Annotated in this window: 20 protein-coding genes; 3 read left to right on the top strand and 17 right to left on the bottom strand. The window is 35.8% G+C overall.

Going from position 1 to position 20668, the window contains the following annotated elements; translation table 11 throughout:
* The first annotated feature begins 77 nt into the window (after window positions 1-77).
* A complete protein-coding gene (locus tag ABXT67_RS10825) occupies window positions 78-449 on the top strand; it encodes a DoxX family protein (protein ID WP_415374010.1) in 372 nt (123 codons plus the stop codon).
* A 309-nt stretch (window positions 450-758) separates the two neighbouring features.
* On the top strand, window positions 759-1613 hold the full coding sequence (gene rluF, locus ABXT67_RS10820; RefSeq protein ID WP_415374009.1) for a 23S rRNA pseudouridine(2604) synthase RluF: 855 nt from the start codon (window positions 759-761) through the stop codon (window positions 1611-1613).
* A gap of 380 nt (window positions 1614-1993) precedes the next feature.
* Here rluF and ABXT67_RS10815 read toward each other — a convergent pair whose 3' ends face one another.
* From ABXT67_RS10815 to ABXT67_RS10805, 3 genes are all read right to left on the bottom strand, one after another.
* Window positions 1994-2389, bottom strand: a complete 396-nt coding sequence (locus ABXT67_RS10815; protein WP_415374008.1) for a hypothetical protein — start codon at window positions 2387-2389, stop codon at window positions 1994-1996.
* A gap of 70 nt (window positions 2390-2459) precedes the next feature.
* A complete protein-coding gene (gene sucC, locus ABXT67_RS10810; protein WP_415374007.1) occupies window positions 2460-3650 on the bottom strand; it encodes an ADP-forming succinate--CoA ligase subunit beta in 1191 nt (396 codons plus the stop codon).
* Between the two features lie 114 nt (window positions 3651-3764).
* Complete coding sequence (locus ABXT67_RS10805; protein ID WP_415374006.1) at window positions 3765-4031, bottom strand: DUF1456 family protein; 267 nt, start codon at window positions 4029-4031, stop codon at window positions 3765-3767.
* A gap of 336 nt (window positions 4032-4367) precedes the next feature.
* Here ABXT67_RS10805 and ABXT67_RS10800 point away from each other — a divergent pair, with 336 nt between their 5' ends.
* Window positions 4368-4589 (top strand): endo alpha-1,4 polygalactosaminidase, encoded by a 222-nt coding sequence (locus tag ABXT67_RS10800; RefSeq protein WP_415374005.1) that lies wholly within the window; start codon window positions 4368-4370, stop codon window positions 4587-4589.
* Between the two features lie 230 nt (window positions 4590-4819).
* On the opposite strand, the gene ABXT67_RS10795 is transcribed toward ABXT67_RS10800, so the two are convergent.
* The 14 genes from ABXT67_RS10795 to guaA all read right to left on the bottom strand — a co-directional run bounded on the left by ABXT67_RS10795 (window position 4820) and on the right by guaA (window position 20580).
* Window positions 4820-5761, bottom strand: a complete 942-nt coding sequence (locus tag ABXT67_RS10795; RefSeq protein WP_415374004.1) for an NAD(P)H-dependent flavin oxidoreductase — start codon at window positions 5759-5761, stop codon at window positions 4820-4822.
* Window positions 5761-7383, bottom strand: a complete 1623-nt coding sequence (locus ABXT67_RS10790) for a S8 family peptidase (RefSeq protein WP_415374003.1) — start codon at window positions 7381-7383, stop codon at window positions 5761-5763. Before ABXT67_RS10790 ends, ABXT67_RS10795 begins: the two co-directional genes overlap by 1 nt.
* A 64-nt stretch (window positions 7384-7447) precedes the next feature.
* Entirely contained in the window at window positions 7448-8647 is a 1200-nt protein-coding gene (gene mnmA / locus ABXT67_RS10785) for a tRNA 2-thiouridine(34) synthase MnmA (protein WP_415374002.1), read from the bottom strand.
* Between the two features lie 49 nt (window positions 8648-8696).
* Window positions 8697-9494 (bottom strand): pyrroline-5-carboxylate reductase, encoded by a 798-nt coding sequence (gene proC, locus ABXT67_RS10780; RefSeq protein ID WP_415374001.1) that lies wholly within the window; start codon window positions 9492-9494, stop codon window positions 8697-8699.
* A gap of 59 nt (window positions 9495-9553) precedes the next feature.
* Window positions 9554-10243 (bottom strand): toxin-antitoxin system YwqK family antitoxin, encoded by a 690-nt coding sequence (locus ABXT67_RS10775; RefSeq protein WP_415374000.1) that lies wholly within the window; start codon window positions 10241-10243, stop codon window positions 9554-9556.
* Window positions 10244-10451: 208 nt separating this feature from the next.
* Window positions 10452-12341, bottom strand: coding sequence for a membrane protein insertase YidC (yidC, locus tag ABXT67_RS10770; RefSeq protein WP_415373999.1), 1890 nt, complete (start codon window positions 12339-12341; stop codon window positions 10452-10454).
* A gap of 133 nt (window positions 12342-12474) precedes the next feature.
* On the bottom strand, window positions 12475-13254 hold the full coding sequence (locus tag ABXT67_RS10765) for a hypothetical protein (protein ID WP_415373998.1): 780 nt from the start codon (window positions 13252-13254) through the stop codon (window positions 12475-12477).
* A 1-nt stretch (window position 13255) separates the two neighbouring features.
* Window positions 13256-14878, bottom strand: coding sequence for a CTP synthase (locus ABXT67_RS10760; protein ID WP_415373997.1), 1623 nt, complete (start codon window positions 14876-14878; stop codon window positions 13256-13258).
* A gap of 172 nt (window positions 14879-15050) precedes the next feature.
* Window positions 15051-15428 carry a hypothetical protein gene (locus ABXT67_RS10755; protein ID WP_415373996.1) on the bottom strand — a complete coding sequence of 126 codons (378 nt, stop codon included), beginning with the start codon at window positions 15426-15428 and terminating at the stop codon, window positions 15051-15053.
* A gap of 73 nt (window positions 15429-15501) precedes the next feature.
* The gene (locus ABXT67_RS10750) at window positions 15502-15744 is read right to left on the bottom strand and encodes a DUF3820 family protein (RefSeq protein ID WP_415373995.1); all 243 of its coding nucleotides are present in this window, start codon (window positions 15742-15744) and stop codon (window positions 15502-15504) included.
* Window positions 15731-16270: a DUF922 domain-containing protein gene (locus ABXT67_RS10745; RefSeq protein ID WP_415373994.1), complete on the bottom strand. Its 540-nt coding sequence runs from the start codon at window positions 16268-16270 to the stop codon at window positions 15731-15733. The genes ABXT67_RS10750 and ABXT67_RS10745 overlap by 14 nt, the downstream gene beginning before the upstream one ends.
* A 72-nt stretch (window positions 16271-16342) precedes the next feature.
* Window positions 16343-16747, bottom strand: coding sequence for an OsmC family protein (locus ABXT67_RS10740; protein WP_415373993.1), 405 nt, complete (start codon window positions 16745-16747; stop codon window positions 16343-16345).
* Between the two features lie 63 nt (window positions 16748-16810).
* Window positions 16811-18730 carry a LysM peptidoglycan-binding domain-containing protein gene (locus ABXT67_RS10735; RefSeq protein ID WP_415373992.1) on the bottom strand — a complete coding sequence of 640 codons (1920 nt, stop codon included), beginning with the start codon at window positions 18728-18730 and terminating at the stop codon, window positions 16811-16813.
* A gap of 320 nt (window positions 18731-19050) precedes the next feature.
* Window positions 19051-20580 carry a glutamine-hydrolyzing GMP synthase gene (gene guaA / locus ABXT67_RS10730; RefSeq protein ID WP_415373991.1) on the bottom strand — a complete coding sequence of 510 codons (1530 nt, stop codon included), beginning with the start codon at window positions 20578-20580 and terminating at the stop codon, window positions 19051-19053.
* Window positions 20581-20668 lie beyond the last annotated feature (88 nt).

Below are 20668 nucleotides of genomic sequence, written 5' to 3'. Positions count from 1 at the left end.
AAAGAATCTTTGTTAACATTGGATATTTTATAATTGAAATTCTTTCATTACTTTTAATGATTATTAAAAATAGCACGATGACCTCAGCATACCATATAGGATTACTTTTTTTAAGAATAGCATTTAGCGGAATGATGCTTACCCATGGAATACCCAAACTAATGAAGCTTGTAGAAGGTAATTTAGGATTTGGTGACCCCATTGGGATTGGTGCAGTCCCTTCTTTCATACTTACTGTAATAGCCGAAGCTATTTGTCCACTCCTTGTTATTATAGGCTATAAGACAAGGTTTGCTAGCATTCCTATTATCATAACAATGGGCGTTGCTGCATTTATTGTTCACGGTACAGATCCAATGGGAACAAAAGAAAAAGCACTTCTATACCTTTTTGCGTTTATTGCAATTGTATTGCTTGGTCCAGGTAAGCATAGTGTGGATAAAAAATAGTACGCAGGAGGTAGTCAAGAAAAAATGTTTTAAGGAACAGAAGCGTTGTCACTCTTGGCTTTGGTTTTTTTGTTTCTTTTTAATTCTATAATTTTTGAATAACGTATTGAGAAAACTATGAATTAATCATCGGTTAGATGAACACTAAGTAAGGATTCTATAGTGTCTAAAGTTGTAGTTTTTGCAAGTATAGTTGGCTATCTTATAATTAGACAAAGGAGGAATTAAGCTGTACAACCGTAAACTTGAAGAGCAGCATTCTCTTTGAATCATCTATATCCTTTCCCAATCAAACAGTATCTTTGTGGTATGGTACATCATCCAAATTCTACACGATTAAACAAAGCAATAAGCGATAGTGGTTATTGCTCACGACGACAAGCAGACATTCTCATTGAGCAACAAAGGGTTACCCTTAACGGAGAACCTGTAAGCTTAGGAGATCGCGCTATGCCAGACGACGTTATAGAGGTGGATGGAACCGTTATTACAGAAAACAACAACTTGGTCTACATTATATTAAACAAGCCCGTAGGAATAACCTGTACTACAGATAAACGTGTAGCAGGAAATGTGGTTGATTTTTTAGATCATAAAGAACGTGTTTTTCACGTGGGGCGATTGGACAAACCAAGTGAAGGTTTGTTGTTAATGACCAATGACGGTGATATTGTAAATAAGATCTTACGAGCTGGCAACAAACACGAAAAACAATATATTGTCAAAACAGACCGACACATTACCGATGAATTTTTAAGAAAGATGAGTAACGGCATCCCCTTGGCAGAATTGGAAACTACCACAAAGAAATGCCATGTCGAAAGAGTGAGTCGTTTTGTTTTTAAGATTGTTTTAATCCAAGGGCTTAACAGACAAATTCGTAGAATGTGTGAATATCTTGGGTACGAGGTTTTAGAACTGAAGCGAACGCGTATTATGAATATTGAACTAGGCGATTTGCCCTACGGAAAATGGCGTGATTTAACCGAAATAGAATTACAAGGACTACAAGAGGCCGTCTCTGATTCTGATAATAGTACGTTTGTAAATAGCAAGAAGGAAGCAACTACCATAGCTGAAAAAAGAGAAAGAAATCGAGAAAAAAGAGAAACTAATAAAGAAGAAAATACGACTGGAAGACGGCGTAGAGGAAGACAAAATTAATGTAAAAAAATAACCACACGTCGACTAGGTAACGTGTGATCTTTCAACTAACTAACCAAATTAAATTTCAATTATGAAATTTCCCAGTCTTTGCATTTATGCAACCTTGAAAATAAATTAAAGAATCTCACTAACTCTAATTCACTTTGCAAATATCATTATTATTTAGTAAACATCACTCTTAAGTAATCAAACTAAAACGCACTTTGTAGAAAACACTTGTTTCAAAGTATGAGTTTCGTCCTCTAAAGATACAAATCTATATTAAAATTAAAATATATCTTGGCAAAAATTTAGCTTTTATACCAATCAAACAAAACCGCATCATATCTAAAAAGGCGATTGAAAAGTGTTCAGATTTAAGTATTAATATGTTTTTATCAATTATAATACGTATTAAAAATCTTCAAAATCTCATTACTCGGAATGATCTTGTTTTCATATTCATTCATCTTAACAAGCATTTGATCAACAACGCCTTGCCTAACTCCCATTTTTAAACCAAAATTACGGACGGCTACCAACTCTTTTTTATGAGTTTCGTTATCGATATTCATTGTAAGTATCAATTTATAAAAATGAGTGATGCGTTCTAATTCACTAAGAAGTTTCTTAGAGGGTAGCGGGTTTTCAAAAAGGATCTTTACTTCTTCTTCCGTAACATCCATTTTTAAAGCCAAGCTAACTATAAAATCATATTCGCTTGCGGTTACTTTTCCGTCTGCCTTTGCAATTTGTATCAAATCACTAATAAGAGCCTTACTATCGCTGTTCATATTCTAAATATACTAAAAAAAGCCTCAAACATAATGTTGAGGCTTTTTTATACAGACTATTTTTATGTTTTTATGCAAGCACTGCTTGTACTTTATCTGCCGCTTCTTGAAACTCTATAGCGCTCTGTACATCAAGACCACTATTATCTATTAGTTCTTTCGCTATATCTGCATTGGTCCCTTGTAAGCGCACAATAATAGGAACATTAATCGTACCCATATTTTTGTAGGCATCTACAATACCTTGTGCAACACGATCACATCGAACAATACCACCAAAAATATTCACTAAAATTGCTTTAACAGCAGGGTCTTTTAATATTAAATTAAAGGCTGCTTCTACTCTTTCTGCATCCGCTGTACCTCCAACATCTAAGAAATTTGCAGGTTCACCACCTGCCTGTTTGATTAAATCCATCGTTGCCATTGCAAGTCCTGCTCCATTTACCATACATCCTACATTTCCCTCAAGGTCAACATAGTTTAGTCCTACAGCCCTTGCTTCAACTTCAACAGGGTTTTCTTCTCTTAAATCTCGCATTGCTTCATAATCTTTATGACGAAAAAGCGCATTATCATCAATACTCACTTTTGCATCAACGGCAATAATTTTATCGTCGCTAGTTTTCAAAACTGGATTAATTTCGAACATTGACGAATCGCTAGATTCATAGGCCTTTACAAGTGCAGTAACAAATTTTGTCATTCCCTTGAACGCGGTACCGCTCAATCCTAAATTAAATGCTACTTTTCTAGCCTGGAATGGCAATAACCCCGTTGCAGGATCTATTTCCTCGTGGAAAATAAGATGCGGTGTTTCTTCAGCAACCGTTTCAATATCCATTCCACCTTCTGTAGAATACATAATCATATTTCTACCAGTAGTACGGTTTAAAAGAACACTTATGTAATATTCTTCTGGTTCGCTGTCACCTGGATAATATACATCCTCTGCGACTAGCACTTGGTGTACTTTCTTACCCTCAGCGCTTGTTTGAGGAGTAATAAGATTCATTCCTATAATTTGGCCTGCTATTGTTCTTACCTCATCAAGATTCTTAGCAAGTTTTACTCCACCACCTTTTCCACGACCACCTGCGTGAACTTGTGCTTTGATAACGTGCCATCCTGTTCCTGTATCTTCAGTCAACTTTTTAGCTGCAGCAACTGCCTCATCAGGAGTTTGTGCAACAATACCACGTTGGATTGTTACTCCAAAACTGTTTAAAACTTCTTTTCCTTGATATTCGTGTAAATTCATATTCATTGCCCGTGCAGACGGGTAAAATTAAATTAGTAAAAAATCTATATCTCGAATTGTAAAAATACTAAATGTGCATCGAATGTACTAACCGTTTTTGCTTTGAAATAGATATTATTTTTTAACGGGACTTTTAGGTTTCTGTGGTTCCTTTTTTGGCATAGGCCCTCTAAGATGAACGATAAGTCCGTTCAAAAAATTACGCAGAATTTGGTCTCCACACTCCATATATTTAGGGTGTTCTTCATTTCTAAAAAAAGCACCTAACTCGCTTTTACTTACTTTAAAATCAACAAGTTCTAAGATCTTTACAATATCGTCATCCCTCAATTTATGAGCTACACGCAGTTTTTTGAAAATATCATTATTATTTAAGGGCATATAAACGTTTTAAGCGAAGATACTAATTATTGAAATGAAGACGATAGTAATTTTCTTTTCAAGAAGATCCTTCCCGAAAAGTATTTTAATATACACATAAATCAAACTTAAAGTGTCTTTGATTGTCGGCTTGATGAGTTACCCAATGATTATAAAACCAATGCTCAAGTAAAAGACCTAGATGCATTTGATGCATCTCCAGAACTTATGGCGAACCTAATAGCACAAGAAAAGACAATTATCGCTTAGTTATAGGTAGTAAGACAGGGAATTTTCGAAAAGAACAAGGAGATTTCCCTGCAATTGTAGTAGGCAATGTATAAGAAGGTTTTGAAAATGAAAATTTGGTTAGACATTCGTCAGATTTTATTATTTGACCCAATTATGGAAGCATGTTTTGATGGTTTTGAACCGGATAATATTAATGGATATATAAACGAAACAGGTTTCTATTTAACAGAAGCTAATGCCATTGCGTATAGCAGATACCTCATCACTCAAGCACACAGCCTAAAACTTGAGTATTGGTCAAAAAAACACAGAAGAACTGCTTTCTAGAATAATAACCTAATTTAATTGGTTCTTAACTAAAGAAGCCTTTGTTGACTAATTTTACCCACTATTAAGCCTTTTTATCACAAATGAAAAAGCTATTTTTCTTGTTGAAGATACCGATAGAATTTCGGAAACAAATTTTCAAAATACCGCCTGCTCAGAAGAAAATACAGCACCATTTTCAGCAATCTTAAAAGATCAAGATTTAACTAACACGGCTATTATTTTTGCAATTAGCTTTCAAAAAATGAAACCTTTGCTGCTTCATAATCGCGTATTATTTCTGCTACGATTTCCGCAGCAGGTTTTATGCTATGAATAAGTCCTGCAATTTGTCCAATTTCTAGTTCCCCATCTTCAAGATCTCCTTCAAACATTCCGCGCTTTGCACGCGCGCGTCCTAGTAATTTTATAAGATCTTCTTTAGTAGGATTCTTTGAATACAGCTCCATCACTTCGTCAAAGAACTTATTCTTTAATAAGCGAACTGGTGCTAGCTCTTTTAAGGTTAATAAGGTATCTCCCTCTTTAGCAGCAACTACCATTTTTTTAAACGCTAAGTGTGCGCTGCTTTCTTCACTTGCTACAAACCTACTTCCCACTTGTACTCCGTCCGCTCCTAGAACCATTGCTGCTAACATTCCGCGTCCTGTTGCAATTCCTCCTGCAGCGATTACTGGAATAGACAATTGCTCTTTGATCATTGGAATTAGGGTAAACGTAGTGGTTTCATCACGGCCATTATGACCCCCTGCCTCAAAGCCTTCAGCAACCACAGCATCAACTCCTGCTTCCTGCGCTTTTAGTGCAAATTTCACACTACTCACAACGTGTACCACAGTAATACCCTCTTCTTTTAAGCGCGCCGTGTGTGTTTTAGGATTCCCTGCGGACGTAAAAACAATTTTAACACCTTTATCGATGATTATATTTATAATTTCCTCCATGTCTGGATATAACATCGGGACATTAACTCCAAAAGGTTTATCAGTTGCCTTTTTACATTTTTGAATGTGCTCTAATAAAATTTCTGGGTACATACTTCCAGCTCCTAAAAGCCCTAGACCGCCGGCATTACTAACAGCACTAGCAAGTCGCCAACCACTATTCCAAATCATTCCTGCTTGAATGAGTGGGTATTCAATATTAAAAAGCTGCTTAATTGTATTCGCCACTACTTTTTGATGATTTTAAATGAATTAGAATTGTTTTCTGACACTACTGTTACCAAATACATTCCCGTGGCCAATGATGAAATATCTAACTGAGAATCTACGTTCGAAAGTACTTTTGTATTGAGCTGCTGTCCACTCAAAGTATACAACGATACTGTTGCAGAACTAATATTTTGCGGCATAGAAAAATTGACGAAATTTTCAGCGGGATTAGGATACATACCAAATTGTGTCGCTGCTAAAACATCTTCAAACGCTAATAGCTGTAAAGCATTGTAAGCATCTTGAAAGTTTGGGATTCCGTAACCCATTTCGTTCGTTGGAGTGTCAAATAAATGAGCAGATTCTCGAACTATTTGCATAATCTGTACGTTTGTAGCTGCAGGCCTAGATTGCCATAAACTTGCAACCGCACCAGCAATAATAGGAGAACTAAACGAAGTTCCATTATTAAAATCTACATTTCCGCTTTCGTCAATTACCGCAGCGACAGCGCCTTGAGCCATCACGTCTGGTTTTACACGACCATCTACCGTTGGTCCAAAAGAACTAAAGCTTACATAATTTTCATCTGCATCTACCGCACCTACCGTAAAAACACCTTTTGAATCTCCTGGGGATGCTACAAAACCAAAACCATCATTGCCATCATTTCCGCCAGAGGTTACTAATAGCATCCCCTTATCAAAGGCTAGATTACCGGCTCTTGCACCAATTGTAGTTTCGCCATCTAAATCGGCATACTCATAATCATAGTTAGAATTATCAAAGTCTTGATATCCTAAAGAGGTATTTACCACATCTACTCCTAAGCTATCTGCTCGCTCTAATGCTTCTAACCAATATGCTTCTTCTACTGGATTCTCTGCGCCTCCTTCTTCAGTAACATAATAGATAAAAGAAGCTCCTGGCGCTGTTCCTACAAAATTACCATCATCAAGTCCAGCAATATCACTAGAGGTTCTTAAACCATGAGATCCAGAACCGTCTGGGCTCACTTGACGGGTTACAAAATCATAGGTATCTATGACTCTGCCTTCATCGTTTATATGATCAAATGCGGGATTCGATAAAATTGTTGGAAAACCACTATCTAAGACAGCGACAACCATTCCTTCGCCATTATAATCTTGTTGGTGCAAAAAGTCCACATCAATCATTTCTACCTGATTTGCTGCCGCTCCATAATCGTAGTTTATTCTGGAAGACTCATTCTCGATTATAAATTTATCATCGGAGTCTCCCCCATTACCTCCTGTAAAATTTAGATTTTTGTCCATATATTCTACTTCGGTTACAAAAGCTAAGTCCAGCAGAGAATTAATATTGCTTTCTGAACCTCTTACATAAACAGAATTCATCCATTTAGATTTTGAATACACTGTAATTCCGTTTGTATTTTTTATTACCGCAATGTAATCTTCGTTTACAGGAACGTCTCTTTCGTCTATTGGAGTGCTATGTAATTGTTTTCGGTCTAAGGATTCTTGCGTTAAAATTGTAATTGGATTTGTCAACGCGTCTGCCACATTCTCTTTATCTGCGAAGAACACGAGTGCGTCCTCTTGCGCAGTTATTGTTCCCACTATTAATAGCCCGAACAAGATGAGTAATTTTTTCATAATAGTGTTTTTTTTCTTTTTCAGTTACAAGGTAAAAAGGAAATGGCAGACTAACAATTTTTGACTAAGAAATAACACCACTACCCAAACACTCATCTCCATCATACCAAGCTGCGAATTGACCTTCAGTAATTGCAGATTGTGGATTCTTGAAAATAACGTATAGCCCATTTACGGTTTTATGTAAGGTAGCCTCTTCTAATGGTTGACGATATCTAATACGCGCCATCACCTCCAAAGTTTCAGTATCCTTTAGTGATAAGTCTTGCCTGATCCAATGTATTTCTTCGTTTTCAATAAAGAGTCCGCTGCGATATAATCCCGGATGATTTTTTCCTTGTCCCGTATAAATTACATTCTCTTTTACATCTGTAGCAATTACAAACAAAGCTTCTTTAGTCCCACCAACAGCTAATCCCTTACGTTGTCCATTTGTAAAATAATGCGCTCCGTTGTGTTCTCCTACGATTGCGCCGTCAGTGGTGAAATATTTGGTTTTAGCAGACACCTTTTTTAATTGTTGTAGCTCAGAATCAAAAGAAATTTTTTCAACTTTATATTTTTCAGAATCTGAAGGCACTTCCACAATCACTCCTTTTTTGGGCGCTAATTGTTGTTGCAAAAATTCCGGTAAACGTACTTTTCCGATAAAACAAAGTCCCTGCGAATCGCGTTTTTCTGCAGTTACTAAATGTTGTGCAGCGGCTATTTTTCGAACTTCTGGTTTTAGAAGTTCTCCAATTGGAAATAATGTTTTGGATAATTGCTCCTGCGATAATTGGCATAAGAAATAACTTTGATCCTTGTTTGGATCTTTTCCTACTAATAAGTGATGTATTGAATCTCCATTTTTATTGATCGCAGTCAAAGTACGGCAATAATGTCCCGTTGCTACGTAATCTGCACCCAGATTTAAAGCAATTTTAAGAAAGACATCAAATTTAATTTCACGGTTACAAAGTACATCTGGATTTGGAGTTCTTCCCTGCTTATATTCTCTAAACATATAGTCCACAATACGTTCTTTGTATTCTTGACTTAAATCTATAGTCTGAAAAGGAATACCTAATTTTTGCGCTACGAGCATAGCGTCATTACTATCTTCTAACCAAGGACACTCTTCTGAAATGGTTACCGTATCATCGTGCCAATTTTTCATAAATAGCCCAATAACGTTATAACCCTGCTGCTTTAAAAGATAGGCTGCAACGCTCGAATCCACGCCTCCACTGAGACCAACTACTACGGTTTTTTTATTTTCCATTAAGCTTGTAAAATTACAAATAGATAGCAGGAGTTTGCAATTGTATTGTTTATTTTTCTATAGCCTCATAAGAAGTTACAATACCTTTGATTAAAGCAGAGCTAAAACCATTGTGTTCCATCTCGTTTAAACCTGTAATGGTACATCCTTTTGGGGTCGTTACTTTATCTATTTCAAATTCTGGATGTTGGTTACGCTGGCTGAGTAATTGTGCTGCGCCAAGTACCGTTTGATTGACGATGGTATTTGCCGTAGTAGAATCAAAACCAATCTGAATGCCCCCCTGAACCATAGCCCTCATAAAACGCAAAACAAAGGCAATACCACAGGCTCCTAGTACCGTAGCAGCATCCATTAATCCTTCATTAATAAATAAGGTTTGACCTATCGAGTCAAAACATTGATGTACTAAAAGTATCTTTTCCCTATCTCCTGTATTAGAACAAATACAGGTCATTGCTGTAGAAACATCTGCTGCTGTATTAGGCATCGCTCTAAATACTGGAACTGGAATTACTACCGCTTTTTGAATATCTTTTAATAAAACACCTGTTGCCAATGAAATAAGAATGTGGGTATCCTTATTTAAGCTGCCTTTAATTTCATCTAGTACTTCTAAAATATTATACGGTTTAAGGGCTATTATTATAATTTGAGAGGATTTTACTGCCTCATTATTATCATTAGAGATTTGTACTCCCTTACTTTTATAATGCTCTAGTGTATCTATATTCCTCTTTGTTACGGTAATATTACTCGCCTTTATGTTTGGCATTGTTAACAATCCATTTAATATCGATATCCCCAAATTTCCACATCCTAAAATTGCGATTTTCTTGTCTTCCATACTAGTATTCTTTATTTACAACTAAGTGAAATTACAAAATATGGCTATGCTAATTTTCATTAATCTTTCTTTTTTAAAAGCTTCGGAAATTTTTCTTCAACCGCTACTTTTCCATTTTTATAGTATTTCCAAATGCCATCTTTACGGCCTTTTTTATATTGACCTTCGATTGTTTTTTCACCAGTGGGATTATAATAAACTGCAGGGCCGTACAACTTATCGTTTTGATAGGTCAACTCATTTAAAAGCTTCCCTTCATACGAATAGTTTTTACTTAGACCTTCTTTTATTCCATTTTTATAGGGGGTCGTTTCCGTTACCACTTTATTTCCATAGTAGGTAGTTACAACGCCATCTAATTTATCATTGCGGTAGTTTTCTCTGATCATTACCTCCTTAGAGTTTTTATGATAAGTGAGCCATTCTCCTTCCCTTGTCTTTCCTATCATTTTACCTTCACTTACCAGCTTGCCTTTTTTTGTGAAATACGTTACCAAGACCTCTCCGTTGCCTTTAAATTCTTTGATTGCATAGGGCTGATTTCCACATTCTTCGCAGTAAAAATTAAATACACCTATCTCTCTTCCGTGGTCAAATTGACCTTGGTAGCGGAGTTGTTTTGTATTAGGGTAGCTCTTTTTCCATACACCATGGCGCTTCCCATTAGCATCCATAAGGTTTATTTCTTGGGCTAAAAGCGCTCCAGAAGAAATCAAGAAAACTGAAATAATAGTGAGGAGAAATTTCATAAGTTTAATACGTTTACTACATAACGTTCTTTTAATAATTCTATTGAATTAAAAACTCATTTTCAAAAAAAATGCAGCTTTGCAATTGAAAAAGAAACTTAAACCCAACACCCTGGAACCTCCCCTCTAGGGAAGGCTCTTTAAATTTGACGCTAATATTTAAACCCCCTATTTCTGTCTGCCTACACTTAGGAAGAAGATAGTGGGACTATTTCTTCTTCTGGTTTTTCTTTTGTACTTCTGCTTGCTCCATCATATCTGACATCTTTTTGGAGAACTTGCTTTGCTTTTTCGGCTTAGATTTTTTTACTTCGATTTTTGCATGAATTTTATCTTCGTCGATAATGAAGTTTTTGATAAAGAGCATAATACCGATCGTCAATAAATTGGAAATAAAATAGTACAACGATAAACCACTCGCGTAGTTATTGAAGAATACTAACATAAACAACGGTGACAAATACATCAAAAATTTCATGTTTGGCATTCCCGGCTGTTGTTGTGTTTGCATACTCTGCCCCATCGTCATCATCATATAAATAAAGATCGCGATAGATGCTAAAATCGGGAATAAACTAACGTGGTCTCCGTATAAAGGAATATAAAACGGCAACTCTGCTATGGTATCAAAACTAGATAAATCATCTGCCCACAAGAAGCTTTTTTGACGCAAATCAAAGGCTGTTGGGAAGAATGTAAATAAGGCGTAAAACACCGGAATCTGCAATACCGCAGGCAAACAACCCTTGAGCGGACTGGCCCCTGCAATATTTTGAAGTTTCATAGTTTCTTGTTGAATCTTCATTGAATTCCCTTCGTTCTTCTTTTTAATTGCGTCAATTTCTGGCTTCAATACTTTCATTTTTGCCTGTGCCACATATTGCTTGTATTGCACAGGAGACAAGGCTAGCTTAAGTATAATTGTCAATAAAATAATAGCAATTCCCGCAGGCATCCATCCACTCAAAAACCCAAATAATGGTATAATTAAAAACTTATTTATCATCCCAAAAATCCCCCAACCTAAAGGCATTGCCTCATCTAGATTGCGATCGTATTTTTTGAATATTTTATAATCTGTTGGCCCAAAATAGAGGTTCATTTTTTCTGCCAATGCTCCTCCTCTTGGTTCTAATAATATTTTAGCACCGTATTGCTTTGTGTATACCGTGTCAACTTCTTCGTCTTCCACTAAATCTATTGAACTAAAAGCTACTTCTTTAAAAGAATTGTCTGTAAGTAGCATAGAACTAAAAAAGTGTTGCCTAAAATTTAACCAATTTACGTCAACCTCCAGCTCGTCATCTTCGCCAGTTGGCCCTAATTTTGAATGCTTATCCCCTTCATATTCATACGTTAGACGAGAATACCTATTTTCATAACTAATACTCTTTGCATGACGGTATCCTTTTAATTTCCAATCTAAATACATGGGTTGACTGGTATTGATTACGCCATCAAGCCCCTGAGATTTAATACTAAAATTTGTCATATACTCTCCAGGCAACAACTCGTAACGATATTCTAAATAAGCATTAGCCGAAGTCTTTAAACGCATCGTCAAGACTTGGTTATCTCCATTTTGAGAAATTTGAGGTTCGAAGAATAACTCTTCTGTATTTAGCAATCTATTTTCTGCAGAAAACTGAAAGTTTAACGTTGAATTTCCATCCTTAATTAAATAGATTGGAATAGAATCGTGGGTAACGTGCTTTTTTAATCGTGCTTCAGTAATAAAACCTCCTCTGTTACTTATCGTTAATGACAATACATCATTTTCAACAACAGTAGTACCTTCTCTTGCAGATGGCAAGGTTCCAGAATATGCAAAAGAGCCTAACCTATTTTGTAGTTTTGATAAGCCCAAGGAGTCTGTGCCCGAAATTGCGCTTATTTGCTTGGCAGCCTTTGTCAATGTGATGTCACTTTGCTTTTGCCCAGCGGTCTCCTCTATTATTACTTTTTCTGCTTCGATTTTAGCTTCCTCTGCCGCTATTTCTTCTTCACTCGGCGTTTGAAGCCAAAGCATCCAAATAAAAATGGCTCCAATAAGTAAAAATCCTATTAGTGAATTGAGGTCAAATTTCTTTTCTTCCATATTTCGACTTCGCTCCATATGCTTGGAGCGTTTATTTTATTTAATATATTTGATCTGCGCCCATTCATAGAAGCGCATTTTTTTATCTTTTCAACAATCTAACCTAAAAACAAATTGCGACATATTGTCGTATCTAATAATATTCGTAGGTATATATAGATACATTGCCGTCTAAGAAAGTTCTAGTTTCATTTATTGGGTACTCTTGTTCATTATATTCAAATGTACTAGTATAAGAAACTTCACGTCTCAACTCATTATTTATGTTATAGGTCATTGAAGACAAAACATTGTGGAGGTTAACGTTTTTATAAATATTACCTATAGCCGCCTTATTTGATCTGTTTTTATCATCATTCACGGTAATAATTCGAACAGGAAAATCTAGAAATGGAGCAAAAGGGTATGTGTAATTTGCTTCGTTACTACAACTGTCGTCTAAATAAGAAAATGAGACTTCATAGAATGGTTCATCGTTTGCATAAAAAAATGAGAATGATTGCAAATCACACGAGTTAAGATTTTTATTAAAAATACCATAAGAATAAAAACCATCAGCACCTGGTATAGCATCCTCGACTCTGAAGGTGTTATTTTGTTCGTTATAGTAAATTTCTTTTTTTATAACTGCGCCAATAGCACTGTAATAATTGTAGGTTGCTTTATTTGCGTCATATTCAATTTCAACACGCACTGAATTAAGTGCTAAACTTCCATTTATCCGAATAACTCTAGTTTGACTATCATAGCCATAAGACTGTATAATTTCGCCATTTAATCTTGCTGTTCTTAAGAACAAAATATTTTCAACAGGCTCTTCCTCGATTATTACCACATCATCGATAGTTGAATCATCAGAACTACACGAAATAATAAAAAGCATTAATATACTTATTCTAAAAAAAAACTTCATTTTATTTTGATTTTGATTTTGAAAAACTATATGCGGCAGCTACAAAATTCACAAACAATGGATGTGGATTTGCAACCGTACTTTTATATTCTGGATGGTATTGAACTCCTACAAACCAAGGATGATTTTCCAACTCTATAATTTCGACAAGGTCTGTTTCTAGATTTATACCAGTAGTCTTCATTCCAGCGCTTTCTAATTGATCGCGATATGCATTGTTGTATTCAAAACGATGACGGTGTCTTTCTTTAATTTCTTTTGTTCCATAAACACCTGCAATGATACTTCCTTCAGTTAATTGACAATCCCAAGCACCTAAACGCATGGTTCCTCCCATATTAGTAATGGCTTTTTGATCTTCCATCAAATTAATCACTGGATCGCTCGTCTCTGGATCCATTTCTACACTATTAGCATCTTTAAGGTTAAGTATGTTTCTGGCATATTCAATAACTGCCATCTGCATCCCGAGACATATTCCTAAAAATGGAAGTTTATGTTCACGTGCATATTTAACAGCTTCGATCTTCCCTTCTATTCCGCGTTCTCCAAAACCTGGAGCTACCAGTATCGCATCCAAACCTTTCATTTTATCTGCTATATTAGCAGCATTTAAATATTCAGAATGAATAGGCTTTACTTTTACTTTCACCTCATTTTCAGCGCCTGCGTGAATAAAGGATTCTAAAATAGATTTATAGCTGTCTTGTAACTCAACGTATTTCCCAATAAGTCCAATTTTTACTTTTCCTTTGGGATTTTTATGTCTTGTTAAAAAACTATTCCAATGCGTTAAATCGGGAACAGTTGTATCTTCTAAGTTCAACTTAGCCAAGGTTACTTTATCTAATCCCTCATCGAGCATCATATTGGGCACATCATAAATGGTAGATGCATCTATGGATTGGATCACGGCTTCCTGCCGTACATTGCAAAAGAGCGCCAATTTCTTTTTTAAATCATCACTCAATTCGTGTTCAGTTCGACATACAAGAATATCTGCCCTGATACCACTTTCCATTAAGGTCTTTACAGAATGTTGTGTTGGTTTTGTTTTTAATTCGCCAGCTGCAGAAAGATAAGGCACTAATGTTAAGTGAATTACCAATGCATTATCATCTCCCAATTCCCATTTTAACTGGCGAACAGACTCAATATAGGGTAAGGACTCAATATCTCCCACGGTCCCACCAATTTCTGTGATTACGATATCATAATCACCACTCTTACCTAAGATTTGAATACGTTCTTTAATTTCGTTGGTGATGTGCGGTATTACCTGTACCGTTTTACCTAAAAACTCCCCACGACGTTCTTTTTCTATCACACTTTGATAGATACGACCGGTGGTAACATTATTAGATTGTGAAGTAGGAACATTTAAAAAGCGCTCGTAGTGCCCTAAGTCTAAATCTGTTTCCGCCCCGTCATCGGTTACATAACATTCGCCATGTTCATATGGATTCAAAGTTCCAGGATCAACATTGATGTATGGATCTAATTTTTGAATAGTAACACGGTAGCCTCTAGCTTGCAGTAATTTAGCCAGAGATGCTGCGATAATTCCTTTACCTAATGATGATGAAACTCCGCCCGTAACAAAGATATATTTTGTAATACTCATGAATGCCTTAAATATTGTGTACGGAAGGCAAAGGTAGGTATTTTAATAGTAAATTTCGGTGGTTTTTTTGATTGAAATTATAAATGAATTTGAAACCAAAATCGAAATAAACTTGCAAATAAATAAAGCTGAAAAGCAGAGAGCTCAACTTTAAGTCTTAATTGAAGCAATACTAATCTTGACCTATAGGGAAGCGATCATTTGCTTTATTTAAGTTCTTAAATAAAAGTATTACTGAAAAATAAGAGGTAAAACCTAAAAACAAAACGCCTAATATCATCAATTTAAAACCTGAAGGATAAAAACTTTCAGCATTAAAAATATCCCAAAATAAAACAAAACAAAGGTAGAGACTACCCATTAAAAAAAGTGTTGAAATAATAAGTCCTAAAAATTTATTTTTATAGGTTAATTGAGCTAGAAGCAATGTAATCAACACAATAGCAACAGGGCTTATAAGTGTCCCTAAAGACACCCAATACATAATAACCAACAGAATTAAGAAAATCTCTGGATACCATTTAGAAACCGATTTTGCTATTAATATCATTTTGCGGACTTGTTCACTCTGTAAAGATGCAGTAATTTTAAAAACGTTGCTTTAAAAATGAGAAAAAAAGATGTTATTTTTTAATTAAAGGCCGCAACAGCTGCTCTAATCCATTTACTTTAATCTCGTACATTTCTTGAAGTAGGTTTCCTAGAGTACCTTTTGGAAAACCTTTTTGTTTAAACCAAACATAATATGGTTCTGGGATATTAACGAGATACCGTCCTTTATACTTCCCAAAAGGCATTTTATAATTTGCCAATCGCACAAGATGCTCAGGAGCAGGCTGAAGAGACTCTTTTTTATTTCCAATCATTGCACAATCCCAGTTGTTGTTTAATATAAGCCTCCCATTTAATTTCGTTTTCTTCAATACGAGAATGGCTTGTCTCTTCATCAAAAAGATCTTGCATCGCTAAACGTTCACTTTCATTTTGCTTGTATATTTTTTGAGCTTTTTCTTTAAAATCTTCATCTCTAGGAATGGTAGCAAATTTCTCTTTAAGTTTTCGTGCAAATAATTCTGAAATATCAAAATGAGTTTGTTCGTGAGATAGTATTAACGGATTCACTTTTTCCTTAACATACCAAGAGGCATTTGGATAAAAAAAACTTTGCACGGTATAGTCGATAGTTACTTCTCCATTTATTGATTTCATTGAAAATGAAAGTGAGACCCCGCTATTAGTGCTTGCCACATAATTACCCAAGGTCTCTGGGTTGCCTTTAAACATATTCCAAGACAATTTTTTACCTTCACGCCAAAGAACTTTTTCTTCTTCGGCAGAATGACTGAATGATGCGCTTAAAACTACTATTAAAATAACAAATATGAACTTCATAAGACCTGTAACGCAATTCCTTTAGAATTTATTAAATTGTTTTTCTTTAATCGATATTATTTTTTGCAATTCTTATCCCCAATTAAAAGTAATGTCCTTTTCAATGTCTGGATGTAAACTATAATGAACCGGACAAGTATTCCCAGTATTCTCCAATATTTTCTGAGATTTTGAGTCAATACCAGCAGGCATTTCTAGCACAACTTCAATCTTTGAAATCCTTCGGGGATTTGTATCCATTATTTTAGTTACCATTGCCGTTGCCCCATCCATATTAACATCCATTGCATTTGCCTTTATTCCCATTACGGTGAGCATGCAATTAGCCAATCCTGTGGCTACAGTATCTGTGGGTGAAAATGCCTCTCCTTTACCATTATTATCTATAGGTGCATCTGTGACATAGCCATTACCAGATTTTAGGTGTTCGTTATTGCAACGGAGATTTCCTTGATAGGTTACTTTTGAAGTTGACATATATAAAATTCGTTTCTAATTTCTGGTTTCTTGCTTTTTTGGATTGGAATTTGAAATTTCAAACTACTCAATCACCTCAAGCTGTAAATCTTCTTTATACTTGATGATATAAAAAGCATTGTTTTGATAGCCAGATAAGAATTTTTTAGAGTATCTAAATTTGTTCTCGATGTATGCTGTTTCAAAATCTGCCTCAGTAGCCTCATAAATATCATCAGCCGACGCTAAACGCAACAGCACATCGTACATTAAATCAAAGCCTCGCACGGCGTATTTATTAGGCAGCACCCCGTATTTATTTTTATAACTAATCAAAAACGGTACAGGGTCTTTATAATTGTAATTTTTATTTACGGAAGGAAATGTAAAATTCAATTTTGCCAAATGTAGGTTTGAAACATCGTGATAATCATAGGCGATGCCTTTCTTAAGACTGAAAAGGCGCAATTTATATTCTGGTGGCATCCCATTTAAAATACCAACCACATTACTAACAATCACAGGATCGTCAGATTCAAGTATCACCCAATTTTCGGTTGTTTTATTAATTTGGTCGTCAATATCTTTTACATATAAAAAACCCTTTTCCCTTGGAGCTGCCGTTTTTGAACCTGGTAACTTAGACAATAATTTCGCCTTTTGGGATGCGTGTTTACTATCTGAAATAATCAATATGTTCTTGCCTTCTGAGCGTGCTTTGATAAATTGAATCATCCCATCTTCAAGCATATCATCTTCTGGCAATGTTTGAAATAAATTTTTTGAAATCTTAATTTCTTTATTGCTCAATGGCGAAAAAACTGGAACCCGATTATTCTTTAATAAAGACGCAGCTCTCTCCACTTGTTTTTGACCCAATGGACCAATAACCGCATCGAAATTTTTAAAATCGTTTGAAGCTATTATACTCCCCACTTTTGAAGTACTGTACTCCGTGTCGTATACTTTAAGGCTTGAAGAAATCCCTTTGTCTTTTGCAAACTCTGTGGCCATAATAACACCACTATAAAAATCCAATGACAGGGACATCAATTTATCATTTCTAATAACATCACTTTTTGTATTTGTAGAATCAATAGTTTTATTCAATCTAAAAGGAAGCAACACCGCAATACTTTTTGTGCTTGTATTTGTTACGCTATTCTCTAGATTTACCAAAGCTGTTTCCTCGGTAACACTTTCGGCAGCAGATTTAGGGATTTTTAGAATCATGCCCTCTTTAAGTCCCACTTTAGCGTATGGATTTAATGCCACAATTTCTTCTTGGGTTAAACCTGTTTTCACCTTTAACCTATAGAAACCTTCCTTTGGTTGTACTACATATAATATATAACCCTCTTCTGGAATTGCAGTTTCCATAATCGTTTCAGCAGGCACATTTATCATTTGACCAATAGAAAGTCCATTCCCTATAAGCGGATTTATTTTTTCAAAATCTTGTAAAGTAATGCCGTACATGCGTGCAATCCCATATTTTGTTTCCTTTGGCTTGACCGTATGAACTGTTAGTTTTGAAAGGCCTGTAGTTATCGGTTTTGGGGAAACAGTCGTCAATGGTGGCCCTGGAGTTACTACCACAGGAATTTCGCTCTTCTCGGGATATTGTGGAATTTTCAGCCTTTCGCCCTTTTTTAATGACCTCGCATAGAGTTCTTTGTTATACCGTTTTATATCTGCTACCGAAACATTGTACTTTTTAGAAATACCAAACAATGTCTCCTTCCTGCGTACTCTGTGCTTTTTGAATTTAAGAGGCTGTTGAATATCTTTTACCTTTGAAGGGAGCACCAGCATCGTATTTTCCGAAGGTGTTAATCCGGCACCTGGATTTAACTTCGTAATTTCATCAGAAGAAATTCCATACATTTTTGCAATAGACCCCAACGTTTCGTCTTCTAAAACTCGGTGAGTTTTATAGGCTTCTTGCGCTGAACTGCTAACATTAAAAGCAATGGCAAAAACGAGATACAGTAAATACTTCATCGTTTATTTGTTTATGTTATGTTTCAGAAGTAAAGCTTCTGAAGTATCTTTTTTTTTAAATGCTACCTATTTAAAAAATTCAAATATAAAAAGCAAAGAATACTATGCTTAAATAAAGACATACCTTGTTTGTCTTTATTCCTTCTTCTTTAAGCAAAGTGATCTTACTTCCCTATTGTGAAAAAAAGTCCTCTGATCACAAAGTGAGCGTGTAAGACCCTACTCAAATCCAATAAATAAGGTAAAATCCAAATTTCATTTTGTGATTTGAAATTTGAAACTTTGTTTTTTACTTCCTCCAAGGTTTGGCCTGAGGTAATTTATTCCCACTCAATAGTCGCAGGTGGCTTGCTACTAATATCGTACACCACTCTATTAACGCCTTTAACTCTATTTATTATATGATTGCTTGTTTCTTGTAAAAATTCATAGGGTAAATTTACCCAATCTGCAGTCATCCCATCTGTGCTTTCTACTGCGCGCAGGGCGACCACTTTTTCATAGGTACGCTCATCTCCCATAACACCAACGCTATTTACAGGCAATAGCATTGCTCCTGCTTGCCATACTTTGTCATATAAATCCCAAGCTCTCAAACCGTTTATAAAAATAGCATCTACTTCTTGTAAGATACGTACTTTTTCAGCAGTGACATCTCCTAAAATTCTAATGGCTAGACCAGGCCCTGGAAATGGATGGCGTCCTAATAATAATTTGTCAATTCCCATTTCTGCACCAACGCGTCTCACCTCATCTTTAAAAAGCATTCGCAACGGTTCTACTATTTTAAGCTTCATAAAATCTGGAAGTCCACCTACATTATGATGCGACTTTATAGTAACCGAAGGACCATTTACACTCACGCTTTCTATAACGTCAGGATAAATAGTTCCTTGTGCTAAAAATGTAACATCCTTTATTGCGTGTGCCTCATCATCAAATACTTCAATAAACGCATTACCGATTGCTTTGCGCTTTTCTTCGGGATCTGGTTTGTCTTTTAGCGCATCTAAAAAACGTGTCGATGCGTCTACTCCTTTTACATTTAGCCCCATTCCTTCGTATTGAAGCAATACCTCACTAAATTCATTTTTTCGAAGCAATCCATTGTTTACAAAAATGCAGTACAAGTTCTTTCCAATAGCTTTGTGCAGCAATATTGCCGCTACCGTTGAATCCACGCCCCCACTCAATCCTAGCACCACTTTTTCATCTCCAATCTTCTTTTGTAAATCTGCTACAGTGGTATCCACAAATGCGGCTGGTGTCCACGATTGCTCTACTCCAGCCATATGCACTAAGAAATTTTCTAATAGTTGTTTACCGTCTTTAGTGTGGTATACTTCTGGATGAAATTGTATGGCGTAGGTGTGTTCCCCATCAATACGATACGCCGCGTTTACAACATCTGCTGTACTCGCTAATCGCACTCCCCCTTTGGGCAGTTCTTTTATGGTATCACTGTGGCTCATCCACACTTGTGTGTTTTCTGAAATATTTTGAAATAGCGCTTCGCCCTCTTTAATCATACTTAATTTAGCCCTACCATATTCTCTAATGTTTGATGGCGCCACTTCACCTTCAAAAAAGTGTGCTAAATATTGTGCCCCATAACAAACGCCCAATAAGGGCACCTTGCCTTTGATACTTGACAAGTCTGGGTGCGGCGCATCTTTAGTTCTTACGCTAGAAGGACTCCCCGAAAGGATGACCGCTTTAAAGCTACTTAAATCGTTTGGAACTTTATTATAAGGATGGATTTCACAGTAGATATTCAACTCTCGAACTCTGCGAGCTATAAGCTGCGTATATTGTGATCCAAAATCAAGTATTAGGACGTTATTTTGCATCCGTAAAAATACTTTAAAAATGAATTTTGGTAAAGACTCAACTGAAAAAATAATTACTATATATTAACATGTGTTTTAAAAATTAAGA

The organism is Patiriisocius sp. Uisw_017 (assembly GCF_047731265.1).
Taxonomy (GTDB): domain Bacteria; phylum Bacteroidota; class Bacteroidia; order Flavobacteriales; family Flavobacteriaceae; genus Patiriisocius.
The sequence above is the reverse complement of the archived record's forward strand: the minus strand, read 5'-3'. Positions and strand labels throughout refer to the sequence as shown.

What these genes read in the sequence shown, in the direction of transcription:
- ABXT67_RS10765 (WP_415373998.1), bottom strand. Translation starts at nt 13,254, where the DNA reads ATGAAGTTTTTTTTTAGAATAAGTATATTAATGCTTTTTATTATTTCG.
- rluF (WP_415374009.1), top strand. Translation starts at nt 759, where the DNA reads ATGGTACATCATCCAAATTCTACACGATTAAACAAAGCAATAAGCGAT.
- ABXT67_RS10760 (WP_415373997.1), bottom strand. Translation starts at nt 14,878, where the DNA reads ATGAGTATTACAAAATATATCTTTGTTACGGGCGGAGTTTCATCATCA.
- proC (WP_415374001.1), bottom strand. Translation starts at nt 9,494, where the DNA reads ATGGAAGACAAGAAAATCGCAATTTTAGGATGTGGAAATTTGGGGATA.
- ABXT67_RS10825 (WP_415374010.1), top strand. Translation starts at nt 78, where the DNA reads ATGACCTCAGCATACCATATAGGATTACTTTTTTTAAGAATAGCATTT.
- ABXT67_RS10740 (WP_415373993.1), bottom strand. Translation starts at nt 16,747, where the DNA reads ATGTCAACTTCAAAAGTAACCTATCAAGGAAATCTCCGTTGCAATAAC.
- ABXT67_RS10750 (WP_415373995.1), bottom strand. Translation starts at nt 15,744, where the DNA reads ATGATTGGAAATAAAAAAGAGTCTCTTCAGCCTGCTCCTGAGCATCTT.
- sucC (WP_415374007.1), bottom strand. Translation starts at nt 3,650, where the DNA reads ATGAATTTACACGAATATCAAGGAAAAGAAGTTTTAAACAGTTTTGGA.
- ABXT67_RS10775 (WP_415374000.1), bottom strand. Translation starts at nt 10,243, where the DNA reads ATGAAATTTCTCCTCACTATTATTTCAGTTTTCTTGATTTCTTCTGGA.
- yidC (WP_415373999.1), bottom strand. Translation starts at nt 12,341, where the DNA reads ATGGAAGAAAAGAAATTTGACCTCAATTCACTAATAGGATTTTTACTT.
- mnmA (WP_415374002.1), bottom strand. Translation starts at nt 8,647, where the DNA reads ATGGAAAATAAAAAAACCGTAGTAGTTGGTCTCAGTGGAGGCGTGGAT.
- guaA (WP_415373991.1), bottom strand. Translation starts at nt 20,580, where the DNA reads ATGCAAAATAACGTCCTAATACTTGATTTTGGATCACAATATACGCAG.
- ABXT67_RS10790 (WP_415374003.1), bottom strand. Translation starts at nt 7,383, where the DNA reads ATGAAAAAATTACTCATCTTGTTCGGGCTATTAATAGTGGGAACAATA.
- ABXT67_RS10800 (WP_415374005.1), top strand. Translation starts at nt 4,368, where the DNA reads ATGAAAATTTGGTTAGACATTCGTCAGATTTTATTATTTGACCCAATT.
- ABXT67_RS10735 (WP_415373992.1), bottom strand. Translation starts at nt 18,730, where the DNA reads ATGAAGTATTTACTGTATCTCGTTTTTGCCATTGCTTTTAATGTTAGC.
- ABXT67_RS10805 (WP_415374006.1), bottom strand. Translation starts at nt 4,031, where the DNA reads ATGCCCTTAAATAATAATGATATTTTCAAAAAACTGCGTGTAGCTCAT.
- ABXT67_RS10815 (WP_415374008.1), bottom strand. Translation starts at nt 2,389, where the DNA reads ATGAACAGCGATAGTAAGGCTCTTATTAGTGATTTGATACAAATTGCA.
- ABXT67_RS10745 (WP_415373994.1), bottom strand. Translation starts at nt 16,270, where the DNA reads ATGAAGTTCATATTTGTTATTTTAATAGTAGTTTTAAGCGCATCATTC.
- ABXT67_RS10755 (WP_415373996.1), bottom strand. Translation starts at nt 15,428, where the DNA reads ATGATATTAATAGCAAAATCGGTTTCTAAATGGTATCCAGAGATTTTC.